Origin of the sequence: Amycolatopsis solani, assembly GCF_033441515.1 — a bacterium.
Taxonomy (GTDB): domain Bacteria; phylum Actinomycetota; class Actinomycetes; order Mycobacteriales; family Pseudonocardiaceae; genus Amycolatopsis; species Amycolatopsis solani.
This window is the reverse complement of sequence record NZ_JAWQJT010000002.1, coordinates 1,396,315-1,411,746: the sequence shown is the minus strand read 5'-3', so window position 1 is coordinate 1,411,746 and position 15,432 is coordinate 1,396,315. Positions and strand designations below refer to the sequence as shown.

At 73.2% G+C, this 15,432-nt stretch carries 15 protein-coding genes; 7 read left to right on the top strand and 8 right to left on the bottom strand.

Annotation, left to right across the window (positions count from 1 at the left end; translation table 11 throughout):
- Window positions 1–7 precede the first annotated feature (7 nt).
- From SD460_RS27020 to SD460_RS27000, 5 genes are all read right to left on the bottom strand, one after another.
- Window positions 8–2,182, bottom strand: a complete 2,175-nt coding sequence (locus SD460_RS27020; RefSeq protein WP_318306901.1) for a YcaO-like family protein — start codon at window positions 2,180–2,182, stop codon at window positions 8–10.
- A 73-nt stretch (window positions 2,183–2,255) separates the two neighbouring features.
- Window positions 2,256–2,390: a hypothetical protein gene (locus SD460_RS27015; protein ID WP_268747407.1), complete on the bottom strand. Its 135-nt coding sequence runs from the start codon at window positions 2,388–2,390 to the stop codon at window positions 2,256–2,258.
- Between the two features lie 209 nt (window positions 2,391–2,599).
- On the bottom strand, window positions 2,600–4,027 hold the full coding sequence (locus tag SD460_RS27010) for a DUF1996 domain-containing protein (protein ID WP_290060619.1): 1,428 nt from the start codon (window positions 4,025–4,027) through the stop codon (window positions 2,600–2,602).
- A gap of 334 nt (window positions 4,028–4,361) precedes the next feature.
- A complete protein-coding gene (locus SD460_RS27005; protein WP_290060624.1) occupies window positions 4,362–5,264 on the bottom strand; it encodes a hydroxymethylglutaryl-CoA lyase in 903 nt (300 codons plus the stop codon).
- 1 nt (window position 5,265) lies between these two features.
- A complete protein-coding gene (locus tag SD460_RS27000; protein WP_290060625.1) occupies window positions 5,266–6,483 on the bottom strand; it encodes a CaiB/BaiF CoA transferase family protein in 1,218 nt (405 codons plus the stop codon).
- 116 nt (window positions 6,484–6,599) lie between these two features.
- On the opposite strand from SD460_RS27000, the gene SD460_RS26995 reads away from it, so the two are divergent.
- Both SD460_RS26995 and SD460_RS26990 read left to right on the top strand, forming a co-directional pair.
- Window positions 6,600–7,400, top strand: coding sequence for an IclR family transcriptional regulator (locus SD460_RS26995; protein WP_290060627.1), 801 nt, complete (start codon window positions 6,600–6,602; stop codon window positions 7,398–7,400).
- Window positions 7,401–7,972: 572 nt separating this feature from the next.
- On the top strand, window positions 7,973–9,361 hold the full coding sequence (locus SD460_RS26990) for an MFS transporter (protein ID WP_290061333.1): 1,389 nt from the start codon (window positions 7,973–7,975) through the stop codon (window positions 9,359–9,361).
- Between the two features lie 12 nt (window positions 9,362–9,373).
- Here SD460_RS26990 and SD460_RS26985 read toward each other — a convergent pair whose 3' ends face one another.
- Entirely contained in the window at window positions 9,374–9,991 is a 618-nt protein-coding gene (locus SD460_RS26985) for a sigma-70 family RNA polymerase sigma factor (RefSeq protein WP_318306900.1), read from the bottom strand.
- A 239-nt stretch (window positions 9,992–10,230) separates the two neighbouring features.
- Between SD460_RS26985 and SD460_RS26980 the strand changes: the two genes are divergently transcribed.
- From SD460_RS26980 to SD460_RS26965, 4 genes are all read left to right on the top strand, one after another.
- Complete coding sequence (locus tag SD460_RS26980) at window positions 10,231–10,629, top strand: pyridoxamine 5'-phosphate oxidase family protein (protein ID WP_290061338.1); 399 nt, start codon at window positions 10,231–10,233, stop codon at window positions 10,627–10,629.
- A gap of 149 nt (window positions 10,630–10,778) precedes the next feature.
- Entirely contained in the window at window positions 10,779–12,287 is a 1,509-nt protein-coding gene (locus SD460_RS26975; protein WP_290061355.1) for a sensor histidine kinase, read from the top strand.
- A complete protein-coding gene (locus tag SD460_RS26970) occupies window positions 12,284–12,943 on the top strand; it encodes a response regulator (protein WP_290061340.1) in 660 nt (219 codons plus the stop codon). The genes SD460_RS26975 and SD460_RS26970 overlap by 4 nt, the downstream gene beginning before the upstream one ends.
- A gap of 109 nt (window positions 12,944–13,052) precedes the next feature.
- Window positions 13,053–13,490: a hypothetical protein gene (locus SD460_RS26965; protein WP_290061345.1), complete on the top strand. Its 438-nt coding sequence runs from the start codon at window positions 13,053–13,055 to the stop codon at window positions 13,488–13,490.
- Between the two features lie 6 nt (window positions 13,491–13,496).
- Here SD460_RS26965 and folE read toward each other — a convergent pair whose 3' ends face one another.
- A complete protein-coding gene (gene folE / locus SD460_RS26960; RefSeq protein WP_290061347.1) occupies window positions 13,497–14,105 on the bottom strand; it encodes a GTP cyclohydrolase I FolE in 609 nt (202 codons plus the stop codon).
- Window positions 14,106–14,193: 88 nt separating this feature from the next.
- Between folE and SD460_RS26955 the strand changes: the two genes are divergently transcribed.
- The gene (locus SD460_RS26955; RefSeq protein WP_318306899.1) at window positions 14,194–14,850 is read left to right on the top strand and encodes a helix-turn-helix transcriptional regulator; all 657 of its coding nucleotides are present in this window, start codon (window positions 14,194–14,196) and stop codon (window positions 14,848–14,850) included.
- Here the strand turns inward: SD460_RS26955 and SD460_RS46910 are convergent.
- Window positions 14,847–15,365 (bottom strand): TSUP family transporter, encoded by a 519-nt coding sequence (locus tag SD460_RS46910; RefSeq protein ID WP_369077415.1) that lies wholly within the window; start codon window positions 15,363–15,365, stop codon window positions 14,847–14,849. The genes SD460_RS26955 and SD460_RS46910 overlap by 4 nt on opposite strands.
- Window positions 15,366–15,432 lie beyond the last annotated feature (67 nt).

The following is a 15,432-nucleotide window of genomic DNA, read 5'->3' as shown; positions in this document are numbered from 1 at the left end:
TGCGTCCTCAGGCGTGGGGGAGCGGGAAGGTGTTCAGCCGCTCCTCGGGCAGTGGGTGCGCGCGCCAGCCGAGGTCGACCGCCGCGCGGCGCACGCGGCCGTCGCCCCAGTACGGCAGCCCGGCCGGGAAGTTGGCCACCAGCCCCGGCACCAGCGTGTGCGCGGCGTGGAACCCGGCGGCGGCGACGTCACGGGTGGTGAGGTCGACGCTGAGCACCTCGAACCCGCGGGCTTCGACGCGCTCCTGGTAGCTCTTGAGCGTCCGCTCGCCGAGCGCGGGCAGTCCTTCCCAGCTCCGCTCCGGGAGGTCGCGCACCCACGGGGCGACGTGCGCCGCCGCGCGCGGGTCGAGGTAGACCTGCTGCTGGCACAGCAGGTCCACGACGTCGCCGAAGTCCGCGCGGTAGGAGTCGAGGTAGCGCCGGTCGGCCCGGTACGGCTTGAGGTTGCCCAGGTGCGGCAGGTCGTCGCGCATCGCCGCCAGCTCGCGCTCGTCGTCGAGGGCCAGGCAGGTGTGCTGCAGCGTGAACCCTTCGGCGAGCGCCTTCTTCGCCGCTTCCAGCGCGTCGGGCCGGGTGGCGAAGCCGATCGACAGCCAGCGCCGCGCGCGGTCGAACACCGCGGCCGCGACGACCGGGACGGCGAACTCGTTGTCCAGCGGGATCAGCGTCACGTCGTAGGTTTCGGTGGTGTCGGCGATGAGCGCGCGGACCTCGGGCGGCACCGGCAGGGCGCGCAACCGTGGCGTGTTGGCCCACCACACCATGGTGGTGTCGCGCTCCAGCACCTCTTCGAGACCGGAGGTGACGGCGTGCTCCGCGCTGGTGCCGCCGGCCAGCCCGGCGATCAGCGGGTCGGTGAACCGCGCCCCGGTGGGTTCGGGTGCCTGGGAGACGAGGCTCGCCGGCACCCAGACCGGCTCCTTCGTCGTGTGCGAAAAGGCTTCCACCCACGCGCATTCCACGTCGGTGGTCAGCGGCGCGAAGGGGAACCCCGGGGTCGCGTACTGCCGGGCCGAATAGAGGTTGAGCCGCCGCGGGTCGAGGGCCGGGACGCCGTCGCGGCGCAGCCGTTCGTAGCTGCCGTGGCGGACTTCGCGGTCCGGGGGCAGCCAGCTGCCGCAGTAGCGTTCGACCGCCTCGCCGATCGCGGACTCGCGGGCGAGCTCGAAGTCGTGCCACGACGTGCCGAACGCCTGGCGGTCGTTCGGCCAGTCGACGACCCGCCGCATGTCCGCGACGTCCACCGCGCACACCTTCAGCCGGGCGGGCATCCCCGGCGCGGCGGGCAGTTCGTGGACCGCGGTCACGATGCCGGTCCGGTCGTCGACGAGCAGGTCCGGCCGCAAGCCCCGCTCGCGCACCGGCCGGGGCCGGTCGGGCACGGGCAGCACGGGCCGGGGGAGCGCGGTCAGCCGGACGGGATCGAGCTCCAGCTCGCCGGTCGCCGTCTCGGCGGGCTCGCCGGCGATCCAGCGTTCGACCTGGACGGCGACGGCGGCGGCCAGCCAGCGGGCGGCGCCCGGCCGGAACCGCGGGCCGGGCGGGGCGACGGCGGCGGCGAAGGCGTCGGGGACGCGGGGGTCGAGGGCGGCCGAGCGGCGCCGCGCCAGCACGTCCGCGAAGTCGGGGCCGATGTCCGGCTCGATCGCGGGCCCGGCGATGCCCTGGCCGCGTTCGACGCGGAACGGGAAGAAGCGCACGCCGTGTCCGGTGCACAACGCGTCCAGCGCGGAGAGCTCCCGGTGGGCGGGGTGGGTGTAGGCCGCGACGAGGACGGTGTCCGCCGGTGTCACGGGGATGTCGGTGCCGGCGAGCGCGTGGACGGCGCCGTAGCCGCTCGCGCCGAGGGCCGCCGTCAGCGGACCGGTCAGCTCGGGCGCGCCGGTGACCAGCACCGTGGTCGCGGCGAGGCGCTCGGCGCCGTCGTCGCCGGTGGCCGGGTGCAGGCAGCCGTCCGCTTCGAGGACGTCGAGCACTTCCGCGTGGTCCGGGCTCATCCCGTCGAGCAGTTCGGCCCGGGTCCGGGTGCCGTCGCAGCGGCCGAGCCAGGCGCGGAACCCGCCCACCGGCGCGGTGATCGAGTACTGGCCGCCGTTCGGGGTGATGAGCAGGCACAGCTCCGGTTCGAGGTCGTGGAGCTCGACCCCGGTCAGCTGCAGGCGGATGTCGTCGGAAGGCATGGCGTTCCCCTCGTCGGCGGGGCCGTGCCGCGGCCCGGAGCGGGGCCGCGGCACGTCTACGGCTGGGCCGGGACTACTTGGCGGACGCGCGGTTGTGCACGACGGCGCGGTTGTGGACCACGGCGCGGTTGTGGACGACGGCCCGGTTGTGCACGACCGCGCGGTTGTGGACGACGACGGCCGAGGGGCGCTCGAAGGTCGAGATCATGGTTCCTCCTGTGTGGCTGTCCCCCGGTGGGGCCACCGGGGCGGGGTGACGGGAACCAGTTTCGGGCGGCGCCGTGCGTTCTGACGTCTTCTGGACTGCGATCCGCACGGACCCGGGCATGCGTTCGTCACGGTCCCGGGGTGACCGGCGCACGACGAAGGCCCCCACCGGCTCGGTCGCCGGTGGGGGCCTTCGCGGGTCTCGCTACGTCACGCCCGGCAGGTCCGCCCGCGGTTCACGCAGTTGACCAGCCCGTTCATGATCCGCTGCGACATCACGTTCGCGAAGTCGTCGTGGTCGGAGAACGGGTTGTGCTTCTCCTGGGGGAATGCGTCCACTTTGTACTGCTTCTTGACCTGGATGTCGTGCGGGATGTCGTAGGTCAGGGAGATCTGCAGCTGCGGGACCGCCTTGAACCCCTTGGCGCACCGGCCGTTCTGGTCCGGGAAGACGATGTGCGTGCGGTGGTTGGCGCTGTCGGTGTTCTGCCCGTCCCAGCAGCTCGGGAACGTGTGCACGCGCTTGACCTTGCTGTTCTGCGGGCAGATCGGGTACTTCTCGGTGACGCGGTTCTCGAACCCGGTGCACGTCCAGCTGGCGCGCGCGTTGGCCGGGCCGTTGGTCGAGACCTTCGCGTCGCCGTAGAGCACGCGCAGGAACTTCGGCATCGCCACGACCTTGCCCACCGGGCTGCCGCGGAACGTCAGCTGGACCTTCTGCGGCCGCAGGATCTTGCCGTCGTTGCCGGGCAGCTCGTTGTTGCCGTCCTGGCCCGGCAGCGCGCCGCCCGCGGTGCTGCTCGGCGGCGGCGTCGGCGATCCGGTGTCCTTGCCGGGCTTCGTGGTGCACGGCTGGGCGCCGATGCCGCCCGGCTTCGGCGCGAACCGGCCGATCGCGGTGAGGATCCGCTCGATGATCGCCCGCCGCCGGTCGTTGAGCGGGCCGACGATGCTGTTCTGGACCAGGTTCTGGCCGCCCTGGCCCTGCGCCGCGGCGACGCGCTGGTTCGCCTCGTCGGTCTGGGTGTCGAGCTGGTCGAGGTTGCTGTCCACTTCGGCCATCGCCTGGTCGGGGATGTCCGGCAGCTTGCTCGCGACGTCCGGGCAGGCCACCTGGACGGTCTTCGCCTCCTGAGCGGCCTGAGCCCGGTCGCCGTCCGGCGCCTTGGCGGGCTCGTTCTTCTCCTCTTCGCCGGTGTCGATCCGGACGACGGGCCAGAAGTAGGCGGACTTGTCGCCGTTGCGGCAGGTGGTGCCGGCCTTCGCGAGGCTCTTGTTCGTGGAGTCGGCGTTGGTGGAGAGGTTGCCGACGTAGTCGTGCAGGTGCTGCGCGCCGTTGCGGACGCCGGGCTGCGCGATGAAGTTGTCGGGGTTGAAGTGCTGGTTTTCGTTGCGGCCGCAGTCGACGGTGAACGTGCCGGTCGCGGCGCCGTAGACGGGTCTCGGGTCGAACTGGTTCGGCTGCACCTTCAGGATGTCGATGTAGAAGGCGGGATCGGCCTCGTCGGCGCTGGCTTCTCCGGTGTTGCCGGTGGTCGTCGCGACGACGATGCCGCCGACCGCGATCGCGAGGGCGAGGCCGCCGGTCGCGATCTTGGTCCGGCGGGAAATGCGATGCCGTCCTTGGGTGCGGGACATGGGGGAATCCTCCGGGCGTCGGGCTGGCGGGAACGCGCGACACTGAACGGGTACGAGCCCAGGCTCGTGTCCATCAAGCTCGTGTTCATCAAGAATGTGTCGGCAAGGAACGATTTCTCCGGCTGGTCCACTGACCCGACATCAGTGGGTGCGCGCTCACCTGCCCGTGGCCGCGCCGTCAACCGGCTGGTTATCGTTCCGTTATGGAAGTTACACGGGCCTTTGACACCGGGCAAGCACGGAAAAAAGTTTGAACCGAACTGAACCGCCGTCCGTATCCCCAGGTGAGGCCCGGCGCATGCGCTCGGCCGGAAAGCGTTGTGCGACCGGAGGATCAGCGCAGCGGCGCGGGCACCGCCGGAATGGCGGCCAATGCCGAGCCGAGCCGGTGGCCGACCGCGAGTGCGATCTGATCGCGCACCGCGGCCAGTTTCCCGACGTCGATCCCGGTCGCGATTCCTTCGCCGTGGAAGAAGTCGACGAGATCGTCCGTCGCGACGTTGCCGGACGCGCCCGGGGCGAACGGGCACCCGCCGATCCCGCCCAGCGCCGCGTCGAACCGGCGGATCCCGAGCGAGAGCCCTTCCCACGCGTTGGCCGCCGCGCGGCCGTAGGTGTTGTGCAGGTGCAGCCCGAGCGGGACGTCGGGCAGTTCGTCTCGCACCGCCGAGACGACCGCGCGCAGCCGGCCCGGCCGCGCGGCCCCGATCGTGTCCGCGAGGTGGACGGCACGGGCGCCGAGCCGGCCGAGCCGCGCGGCCACATCGGCGGTCCGATCCGGGTCGGTGTCGCCGTCGAACGGGCAGACGAAGGCGGTCGCCACCGACGCTTCGATCGCGACGCCCGCCGCGGTGAGCAGTTCGGCGCACCCGGCGAGCCGGTCGAGCGCCGCGGCCGTGGGGACCCCGGCGTTGGCGGTGCTGTGCCCGTCGCTGGCGGACACGACCAGTCGCACCGACTTCGCGCCGGCGTCGATCGCCTGCCGCGCCCCGCGTTCGGTGAACACGAGGGTGTGCAGGCAAGCGGGGGTGTCCGGCAGCAGTTCCCGCAGCACGTCGCCGGTGTCCGCCATCTGCGGCACCCGGCGCGGGGAGACGAACGAGCCGACTTCGAGTGCGCGGACGCCGGCGTCGACCAGGGCGCGGGCGAGCCGGATCTTTTCGTGCGACGGCACGGTGACGGGCTCGTCCTGCAGCCCGTCGCGCAGCACGACCTCTGTGATGAGGACTTCGGTCACGTCAGATCACGCCCTTTTCGCGAAGATCGGCGACGGCGTCGCCGGTGATGCCGAGCTCGGCGAGCACGGCTTCGGTGTGCGCGCCGAGATCCGGGCCGAGCGCGCGGGTGCGCCCCGGCCGTTCGGTCAGGGCGGGCACGATGCCGGGGAAGGTGACCTCGGCTTCGCGGCCTTCGCCGACCGGCACGCGGTGCCGCTCGTGCATGCCGCGGGCTTCGAAGTGCGGGTCCTTCGCGATGTCGGCGGCGGTGAGGATCGGGCCGCCCGGCACGGCCGCGGCCAGCAGCGCGGCTTCGGCGGCTTCCTGGGTGAGCGTGGCCGCCCACGCGCCGATCGCGTCGTCGAGCAGCCCGGTGTGGCGGACGCGCCCGGCGTTGTCGGCCAGCCGCGGGTCGGCGGCGAGGTCCGCGCGGCCGATCGCGTGCATGAGCCGGCGGAAGATCGCGTCGCCGTTGCCGCTGATCACGATGTACTTGCCGTCGGCGCAGCGGTAGGTGTTGGACGGCGCCACGCCGGGCAGCGCGGAGCCCGCCGGGCCGCGCTCGACGCCGTGCGCGTCGAAGTCGGGGAGCAGCGACTCCATCAGGGAGTAGACGGCTTCGTAGAGCGCGACGTCCACGACCTCGCCGGGGCGGGCGCCCGGCTCGCGTTCACGGCGGAGCAGGCCCATGAGCGCGCCGATCACCGCGTAGAGGCCCGCGACGGAGTCGGCGAGGCTGACGCCGACGCGCGTGGGGGCCTGACCGGGGTAGCCGGTGAGCGCGCGCAGGCCGCCGATCGCCTCGGCGACGCCGCCGAAGCCGGGCCGGTCGCGGTACGGGCCGGTCTGGCCGTAGCCGGAGACGCGGACGACGACCAGGCGGGGGTTGAGCGCGCGGAGCTCGCCGGGCCCGAGCCCCCAGCGTTCGAGGGTGCCGGGCCGGAAGTTCTCGAGCAGGACGTCACCGCGGGCGGCGAGTGCGCGGACGATGTCCTGGCCCTCGGGGCGGCGCAGGTCCACGGTCACCGACCGCTTGTTGCGGCCGAGGGTGCGGAAGAGCAGGGAGGTGTCGCCGCCGTGCAGCCGCCAGCGCCGGAGCTCGTCGCCGGTGCCGGGGCGCTCGACCTTGACGACGTCGGCCCCGAAGTCGGCCAGCAGCCGCCCGGCGGTGGGCGCGGCGATGAAGTTGCCCAGTTCGACCACCCGGAGGCCCGCGAGGGGCCCGGATTGTTCACTCATGCCCGACTCCAAACCACTTCGTGAGTTGTAAACTCAGAATACGGGCGTGTGTCGCGGAGTCAACGGGGCCGAGCGTCGCTAGACTGTGCGGCACACCACGGGCACGGGGCGGGGCGATGGCAGAGGAAGAACGCGGCGGCGGCGGGACGACGCCGGTGCTGGTGCTGCGGAAGTTCAAGCAGATCCTCGAGTCGTTCACGATCGACGACCCGGAGCTCACGCTGCAGCAGATCACCCGGTCCACCGGGCTGCCGGCGAGCACGTGCCAGCGGCTGGTGCACAACCTGGTGCGCGAGGGTTTCCTGGACCGCTACGACGACACGTACCGGGTGGGGCTCGGCCTGGTCCGCTGGGCGGCCCCGGGCACGTTCGGCCTCGACCTGGTCCGCCTGACCCGCCCGGTGCTGCAGCAACTACGCGACGAAACGGGCGAAACGGCGTGCCTGTACGTCCGGGACGGCGCGTACCGCACGGTGATTTCCCTGGCGGAGTCCCGCCATCCGGTGGTCCGGCTGTTCGTGGTCGGCATGGTGATGCCCCTGCACGCGGGTTCGGCGGGCAAGGTCTTCCTGGCCTGGGACAAACTCGCGATCAAGGACGCGATCGGCCACGGCCTGGCGCGCTTCACCCCGCGCACGGTGGTGGACATCGACCTGTTGACGGAGCAGCTCGACCAGATCCGTTCGGCGGGGTACGCGGTGAGCTTCGAGGAGCGGGACCTGGGCGCGGCCTCGTTGAGCGCCCCGGTGTTCGGCTTGAACGGAGAGCTCACCGCGGCCATCGGCATCGGCGCCCCAACCCAGCGCATGACGGCGGCCGACGTGCCGACGCTGGCCCCGCTGGTGGCGGCGGCGGCCCGCAAGGCTTCGGAGCGGCTGGGGTACCGGCCGGGCGTGGAGCAGGTCGCCGCCCTCTGACCGGGGTGGCTGGGTGCCTTGCCGGACCGAGCTGCCCGGCCTTGGCGCGTGGCCCAGCTGAGCTGACCGGCTGCCCGCCTGCCCGCCACTGCGGCTGGTTGGCTCGCCGCCCCCGCCCCCGCCCCCGCCCCGCCGCCGTCCGGCGCGCAGGTGCCTCCGCTCTGGCTGCGCCGCCTGGCCCCGCAACCCGCCCGGCTGCCTGCCTCTGCCGTTCGGCCCCGCCTCGTCGCGTCGGCCCGCCCCGCCTCGGGCTGGCCGCCCCGCCCCGCCCGGCCCCGGAACCCGCCCCCGCCTCGGGCTGGTCGCACCGTCCGGCGCCTGCCACCCGGCCCGCCGCGCCGCCCGGCCCTCCCCGCCTCGGCCAGTCGCGCCGCCGGGCCCGCCCTGCCTCGGGCCGGCCGCGCCGCCGATAACTCCTCGCCGTCCCCCATGTCCGGATCCGCGCTCCGACCTGCGATCCGACGCGCGCTGACACATCCTGTCCCCATCCCGTCAGTCCTTGACTCCGCCCCACCACCCGTCACATTATGAGTCAGCCAACCACATAGTGGCGAAGTCAAAGGAGACGACGGATGGCCCACCTCCCCGACACGGCGCCGGACACCGGCACGATCGCGGGCCGGCTCGACCGGCTGCCCATCACCCGGACCCATCGGCGGGCCACCGTCGCCGTGGGGCTCGGGCTGTTCTTCGACTTCTACGAGGTCTTCCTCACCGGCGTGCTCAGCTCCGTGCTCGTCGAAGAGTTCGAGCTGACCAAAGCCGCGCTGCCACCGCTTCTCGCCTCGACCTTCGTCGGCATGTTCTTCGGCGCCCTGCTCCTCGGCCGGCTCGCCGACCGGTTCGGGCGGCGCGGGGCGTTCCTGCTGAACCTCGGGCTCTACTCGCTCTTCTCGTTGCTCGGCGCGTTCAGCGGCAGTGCGCTGATGCTGCTGGTGACGCGGTTCTTCGCGGGCATCGGCCTCGGCGCGGAGCCACCGCTGGCCGACACCTACCTCACCGACCTGCTGCCCGCCCGCAAGCGCGGCCGCTTCATCGCCTGGGCCTACACGCTCGCCTTCTGCGGCTTCCCGGTCGTCGGCTTCCTCGCCCGCGGCCTGACCGAGCACGAAGTCTTCGGCGTCGCCGGCTGGCGGTGGCTGTTCGTGATCGGCGCGCTCGGCGCGGGCGCCGTCTTCCTGCTGCGCCGCGGATTGCCCGAATCGCCGCGCTGGCTGGACTCCGTCGGCCGCACCGAAGAGGCCGAGCACCTGGTCGCCGGGCTGGAAGCCGAAGCCCGTGGCACCACCCTCGGCACGCCGGCGCCGAAGCGGGGCGTCACCCGCAAGCGGGCCGCCGCCCCGGTGCGGGAGCTCTTCGCCCCCGCCCTGCGGCGGCGGACCTGGATGATGGTCGTCTTCCACATCCTGCAGACCCTCGGCTACTACGGCTTCGGCACGCTGGTCCCGCTCGTCCTCGCCGCCAAGGGGTACGCCGTTTCGCAGTCACTGCTGTTCGCCGCGCTGACCTACCTCGGCTACCCGGTCGGCTCCGCGCTGTCGCTGCCGATCGTGGAACGCGTCGAGCGCAAGTACCTCGTCGTCGGTTCGGTGCTGGCGATGGCGGTGTTCGGCATCGCGTTCGGCTACGCGGGCTCGATGGCGCTGATCCTCGTGTTCGGCTTCCTCTACACCGCGACCAGCAACCTCTTCTCGAACGCCTTCCACATCTACCAGGCCGAGATCTTCCCGACGGCGTTGCGCTCGACGGCGTCCAGCGGCACCTATTCGCTCTCCCGGCTGGCCAGCGGCGCGATGCCGTTCGTGCTTCTCCCGCTGCTGACCTCGCAGGGCCCGACGACGCTCTTCCTCATCGTCGCCGGCGCGCTCGTCGTGGTCGCGGTGGACATCGCCGTCCTGGGCCCGCGCACCACCGGCCGCCGGCTGGAGAACGTCAGCGGCGCCGCGCAGCCGGGCCGATGACGAACAGCGGCGTCAGGAGGCGGCGCGCTTCGGCCCGAGGAGGTTGCGCCGCAAGGTGGTGAGGGCGCGGTGCTGGGCCACCCGGACCGCGCCCGCGCTGGCGAGGCCGACCGCGGCGGCCGTTTCCTCCGCCGACAGCCCGAGGATGATCCGCAGCACCAGGATTTCGCGCTGGCGCGCCGGGAGCGTGTCGAGCAGGCCGGTCGACCAGTCGAGCGCGGCCGAGCGTTCGGCCTCTTCGCCCGTCGGGTCGCCGCCGGTCCAGCGCTCGGCGGGCGGCTCGGCGACCGGGCTCGTGCGGTCGCGCGCGCGGCGGCGGTGGAAGTCCGACACCTTGTGCGAGGCGATGCCGAAGACGAACGCCAGGAAGCCCTCGGCCTCGTAGCGGTAGCCCGGCAGCGCGTTGACGATCGCGAGGAGCACGTCCTGCGCGCAGTCCTCGGCGTCGGAAGAACCGTCTTGCCAGGTGCGGAGCCGGCCGAGGCAGTAGCGGAACACCAGCGGCCGCAGGGTGCGCAGCAGCCCGGCCACCGCGGCGCGGTTGCCCTGGACCGCCGACCGGACGAGGTCCGGGTCGAGGGTGAACGTCGCCGGAGGAGCGGACGCGCCCTCGGTCGACTGCGGCGACATCGGCCTCACCCTTTTCCCCACACTCGCTGTCACGGATGATCACGACGCTAAGTCACTGCGCGTGGCCGCCGCACCGGCCGGGCGGCCGCTGCGGCCCGGGTCTTCCGGCCCTGGTGCGCACCGCCGCGGTGTGCCGCCGGAGCGCCGCGTGCCCGCCCGGGCCGAACGGCCCTATCGGGGCGCCGGGGCTGGAGATCACGCTGGTGGCCGGGATATTCCACAGGGAACACAGGGACGCGATGGTGGACGACGTTGGCTTCGGGCTGCTGCTCGATCGGCAGCAATGCCTCGCGCTGCTGCGGACGGCGAGCCTGGGCCGGGTGATCTTCACCCACCGGGCGATGCCGGCGGTCCGCCCGGTCCGCTTCGCGGTCGTCGACGACGCCGTGGTGTTCGCCGTCCCGGCCGACAGCCCCCTCTACGCGGGCGCGCGCGACGCCGTCGTCGCGTTCGAAGCCGACGAATACGCCGACGACCTCGGCGCCGGCTGGTACGTCAGCCTGCTCGGGCGGGCCGGCGAGTCCGGCGCGGTCGACATCGCCTGCGCGTGCCTCTGCCCGGTCCCGGCCGGCCACCGGTTCCTGCGCATCCCGGCGGAGTCGATCAGCGGCCACCGGCTCGCCTGCCACGCCCAGTAACGAACCCGCTCCGCCGATCGACCCACCGGATGGACGAACCGGATTGGGCCGGCGTGGGCAGTCTTTGTGGCACCCTTGACGGCCCGGGAGTTGCCCGGGGATTCGGGCGGAGCCAGCGGGGTCGACGGGAAGTGACAGACGACATCAGCATGCCGGCGATCCTCGCGGCGGTCGGCGGCATCGCCGGCGAGCTCGAGCTGCCGTCGCTGCTGAAACGGGCGGTCGCGACGACGTGCGAGCTGGTGGGCGCCCCGCGCGGCCGCCTCGACCTCTCGCAGCTGCCGGAGAACGCCGTCGCCCGGTACGGCGGCGAGCCCGGCGCGAACGCGGTCGAAGTGCCGATCCGCGCGGGGACACAGGTGTTCGGGACCCTCGTGCTCGAACCCGGGGACGGCGGCGGCTTCACCCGGCGCGAACGGGAAGTGCTGGGCGCGCTCGCCGCGGCGACCGGAATGGCCGTCGAAAAAGCGCTGCTCGTCGACCAGATGCGCCGCCGCGAACGCTGGCTAGAGGCCTCTTACGACGTCACCGGTGCCCTGCTCGCGGCGCAGGACCTGCACGCCACGCTCAGGCTGATCGCCGAACGCGCCCGCATCGTCGCGGGCGGGACCGCGGGCGCGATCGCGCGGCCGGCCGGGCCGGGGCAGCTGGTGTTCGACGTCGTCGAGCCGCCGGGGGACGACGCCGACCGGCTGATCGGGCTGACCGTCCCCACCGAAGGCACCGCCACCGGCGTCGCGTTCGCCACCCGCCGCCCGGTGGTCGTGCGCGACTACGGCGAGCGCGTCCAGGAACAGCAGCGCGACCGCGCCGGGCCGATGCCGGCCATGATCAAGGACCTCGACTCGGCCATCTCGGTGCCGCTGCTCGTCGGCGAGGACACGCTCGGGGTGCTGGTGGTCGCGAAGTTCCGCGACAAGTCGCCGTTCACCGAATCCGACGTCCAGCTGGCCGAGACCTTCGCCGGGCACGCCGCGCTCGCCGTCGAGTTCTCCCGCGCGCAGGAAGCGCGTCAGCAGCTGGCGGTGTTCGAGGACCGCGACCGGATCGCCAGGGACCTGCACGACCTGGTGATCCAGCGGCTGTTCGCGACCGGGCTGGGCCTGGAGGGCGTGAGCAGGCTGATCGCCGACCCCGCGGTCGCGGCGCGCGTCGCCGGGTTCGCCCAGGACCTCGACGGCACCATCCGCGAGATCCGCAACAGCATCTTTTCGCTGCAGGCGCCCGCGCAGGCGCACGGCAGCCTCCGCGCGGAGCTGCTGCGGGTCGCCGTGGACGCCCGGGACACGCTGGGTTTCGAGCCGCGCGTCGGGTTCGACGGGCCGCTGGACGCCGCGGTGCCGGACGCCGTCCGCTCGGACCTGATCGCGTCGCTGCGCGAAGCGCTGACGAACGTCGCGAGGCACGCCGGGGCGACGTCGTCGTCGGTCGACGTCACCGTGGACGGGCTGGGCCGGCGGCTGAGCCTGGTCGTGCGCGACGACGGCACGGGCCCGCCGCCGGAGTCCGACCGGGTCAGCGGGCTCGCCAACCTGGCCGCGCGGGCGGCCCGGTGGGGCGGCACGTGCGTGCTGGTGGCCGCCGGAGACGGCGGCGCGCAGCTGGAATGGACCGCCGAGCTGCCGGCACGGGCCGGCGCGCAGGGGAGTGGACGATGACGATCGCGGTGTTCCTGCTCGACGACCACGAGCTGGTCCGGACCGGGCTGAAGACCGTCTTCGAGGCCGAAGCGGACATCGACGTGGTCGGCGAGGCGGCCACCGCGGCCGAGGCGCTGGTGCGGATCCCGCAGGCCCGCCCGGACGTGGCGATCCTCGACGTCCGGCTGCCGGACGGGCAGGGCGTCGAGGTGTGCCGCGAGATCCGGTCCACTGTGGAGCCGCCGCCCGCGTGCCTGATGCTGACGTCCTATTCGGACGACGACGCGCTCTTCGGCGCGATCATGGCGGGCGCGGCGGGCTACATGCTCAAGCAGGTGTCCGGCCGGTCCCTGATCGAGGCCGTCCGCACGGTCGCCGGCGGCGGCTCGCTGCTGGACGCCACGCTGACCGCGTCGGTGATGAACAAGCTGCGCGGGGAGAACGTCGCCACCGCCGACCCGCGCTACGAGCAGCTGAGCCCGCAGGAGCGCCGGGTGCTCGACCTGGTCGCGGAGGGCTTGACCAACCGCCAGATCGCCGAGCGGCTGTTCCTGGCCGAGAAGACGGTGAAGAACTACGTGTCGTCGGTGCTGCACAAACTCGGCGTCGAGCGGCGCACGTCGGCGGCGGTGTACATGTCCCAGCGCCGCGGCGATCCCGGACGACCGGGCTGAATCCGGGACCGATCGGACGAAACCGGTGGGGCGTTCGACGTATCCAGCGGCTGATGCGGTACACCTGTCGGGGGACGCACGGATCGGCGTGCGCGGTGGAGGGGACGGCATGTCGGGGTTGTCGAGCGGGGACTACGTAACGCAGCAGATCCGGGCACTCGCGCAAGCGGTGCGCCGGGAAGGGGCGGGAGGCGTCGGCACGCGCAGCTTCCAGCTGGCCGAGCACCTGGCGGCGGAGGGTGGCGTCCACCGCGGCGACATCATGACGGCGACGGCGACGCTCCTGGCGATGACGGCTTGGTGCGACGGCGAGGCTGAGGCCGCCTGCCGGTTCGCGGAGCTGGCGGGCGAGAACGACGAGGACTCGCGGGAGCTGGTGACCCACCTCCTGCGCCTGGAGGCCGGCGCGGACCAGGGGTGGCTGCCGCAGGAGCAGGTGGAGGCGCTGCTCGAGTACGCGCGCAAGGCCCGCCGCGGCGACCTGGCCCGGCGGGTGCGCACGATCGCCGGTGTCTCCCGTGGCGGCAGGCACCGGCGCGCGGACTAGCCCGGGTCAGCCGCTCACCCCGGTCAGCGCGAAGAACTCCTGGCGCGTCTTGGGTTCCTCGCGCAGGAGGCCGTGCAGCGACGACGTGACGGTCAGCGCGCCGGTCGCCCGGACCCCGCGCAGCGACATGCACAGGTGCTCGGCCTCGATCACCACGCCGACGCCCTTCGGCGCGAGGTGCTCCTGCAGCCAGTCGGCGACCTGCTTGGTCAGCCGCTCCTGCACCTGCAGGTCGCGCGCGAACAGCTCGACGACGCGGGCGAGCTTCGACAGGCCGAGGATCCGGTCGCCGGGCAGGTAGCCGACGTGCGCGACGCCGCGGAAGGGCAGCATGTGGTGCTCGCACAGCGACTGCACGGGGATGCTCTTGGCCAGCACGAGCTCGTCGTAGCCCTCGTCGTTGGGGAACGTCGTCAGCTGGAAGTCGCGGGGCCGCAGCATTTCCGCGTAGGCGTGGGCGACCCGGCGCGGCGTGTCGCCCAGGTGCACCGACGTCGGGTCCTTGCCGAGCGCCCGCAGCAGGTCGGCGACCGCGCGCTCCGCCGCGTGCAGATCGACGTCGTCGCGGTCGTGGACGACACCGAGGTGCCGCAGCGGAACGGGTTCGACGCTCACGGGCGTGCCTCCTTCTAAAAGCAAGTCGAGCCGACGTTAGAAGCCCGTCCGGCTTTTCGTCAACAGTTTTGTGTTTTAGAATGCGGTGATGCACGAACCCCAGGCCGGTGCGCTGGCCGCGGTCGCGGCGCTCGACGAGCCGACCCGGCGCCGGTTGTACGCCTACGTCGTCCGCCAGCCGGCTCCGGTCAGCCGCGACGACGTCGCCGCCGCCCTCAGCGTGCCTCGCGCGACCGTGGCGTTCCACCTTGACCGCCTGGTGGACGAGCGGCTGCTGGCGGTCGGCCACGAACGCCGCACCGGCCGCACCGGCCCGGGCGCCGGGCGGCCGGCGAAGCTGTACCGCAGGTCCGACCGGCAAGTGAGCGTCTCCCTGCCGGAGCGGCAGTACGAACTGGCCGGTCAGCTGCTCGCCACCGCGGTCGAGGAAGCCGACGAGACCGGCGGCTCACCTCGCGAAATCCTGGCCCGGCGCGCCCGGGAGCGGGGTGCGGAACTCGTCGCCGGCGCCCCGGACATCCTGGGCACGCTGGAAGAACACGGCTTCGAGCCACGCGCGGACGGCGACCAGGTGCTGCTGGGCAACTGCCCGTTCCACCAGCTGGCCCGGACGCACCAGCGGCTGGTCTGCGAGATGAACCTCGGCCTGGTGGAGGGCATGCTCGCCGGGGTGGGTGACGGCCGCCTGCGCGCCCGGCTGGAACCGGGGCCGGGGCTCTGCTGCGTGCGCCTCGGGCCTGGTTAGAGGAAGGGCAGCGCGAAGAGAACGCCGCCGAACCCGACGAGCGCGCCCGAGGCGACCCGGTGCAGGTGCCGGCCAGGGAGCTTGCGGGCCCAGCGCGCGCCGGCCAGCACGCCGGCCGCGGAGAGGACGCCGAGCAGACTGCCGAGTCCGAAGTGGACGGATCCGTGCGCGGCGTAGCCGAGCGTGGCGAACCCGACGAGCGGAAGCTGCACAAGCTGCCCGGCCGCGACGGTGGTCAGCGCGGGCACGCCGAGGGCGAGCAGGACGGGAACGAGGAGCACGGGTCCGCCGGTCCCGGTGAGTGCGGACCCGAACCCGACGAAGACCCCGACGGCGACGGCTGCCGCGGGGGGAAGGCCCTGGCGCCGGCCGGGGTCGTGAGGTGACGGTGGGGGTGGAGCTTGGCCGGGCCATGCGGACTCGGCCGCCGATGGCTCGGGTGCGGCCGACGGAGCTGGGCTTGGTGAGCCGGGTTCTGCCGCCGATGCTCTGCGCGGCGGGCTGGGCTCGGCCACCGGTGCCGGGGGTAGCGGCGCCGGGCTTGGTGAGCCGGGTTCCGCCACCGATGCTCTGCGCGGCGGG

Excerpts from the sequence above, each read along its gene's own strand:
- SD460_RS27020 (WP_318306901.1), bottom strand. The coding sequence starts at position 2,182 with ATGCCTTCCGACGACATCCGCCTGCAGCTGACCGGGGTCGAGCTCCAC.
- SD460_RS27015 (WP_268747407.1), bottom strand. The coding sequence starts at position 2,390 with ATGATCTCGACCTTCGAGCGCCCCTCGGCCGTCGTCGTCCACAACCGC.
- SD460_RS27010 (WP_290060619.1), bottom strand. The coding sequence starts at position 4,027 with ATGTCCCGCACCCAAGGACGGCATCGCATTTCCCGCCGGACCAAGATC.
- SD460_RS27000 (WP_290060625.1), bottom strand. The coding sequence starts at position 6,483 with ATGAGTGAACAATCCGGGCCCCTCGCGGGCCTCCGGGTGGTCGAACTG.
- SD460_RS26995 (WP_290060627.1), top strand. The coding sequence starts at position 6,600 with ATGGCAGAGGAAGAACGCGGCGGCGGCGGGACGACGCCGGTGCTGGTG.
- SD460_RS26990 (WP_290061333.1), top strand. The coding sequence starts at position 7,973 with ATGGCCCACCTCCCCGACACGGCGCCGGACACCGGCACGATCGCGGGC.
- SD460_RS26985 (WP_318306900.1), bottom strand. The coding sequence starts at position 9,991 with ATGTCGCCGCAGTCGACCGAGGGCGCGTCCGCTCCTCCGGCGACGTTC.
- SD460_RS26980 (WP_290061338.1), top strand. The coding sequence starts at position 10,231 with ATGGTGGACGACGTTGGCTTCGGGCTGCTGCTCGATCGGCAGCAATGC.
- SD460_RS26975 (WP_290061355.1), top strand. The coding sequence starts at position 10,779 with ATGCCGGCGATCCTCGCGGCGGTCGGCGGCATCGCCGGCGAGCTCGAG.
- SD460_RS26970 (WP_290061340.1), top strand. The coding sequence starts at position 12,284 with ATGACGATCGCGGTGTTCCTGCTCGACGACCACGAGCTGGTCCGGACC.
- SD460_RS26965 (WP_290061345.1), top strand. The coding sequence starts at position 13,053 with ATGTCGGGGTTGTCGAGCGGGGACTACGTAACGCAGCAGATCCGGGCA.
- SD460_RS26955 (WP_318306899.1), top strand. The coding sequence starts at position 14,194 with ATGCACGAACCCCAGGCCGGTGCGCTGGCCGCGGTCGCGGCGCTCGAC.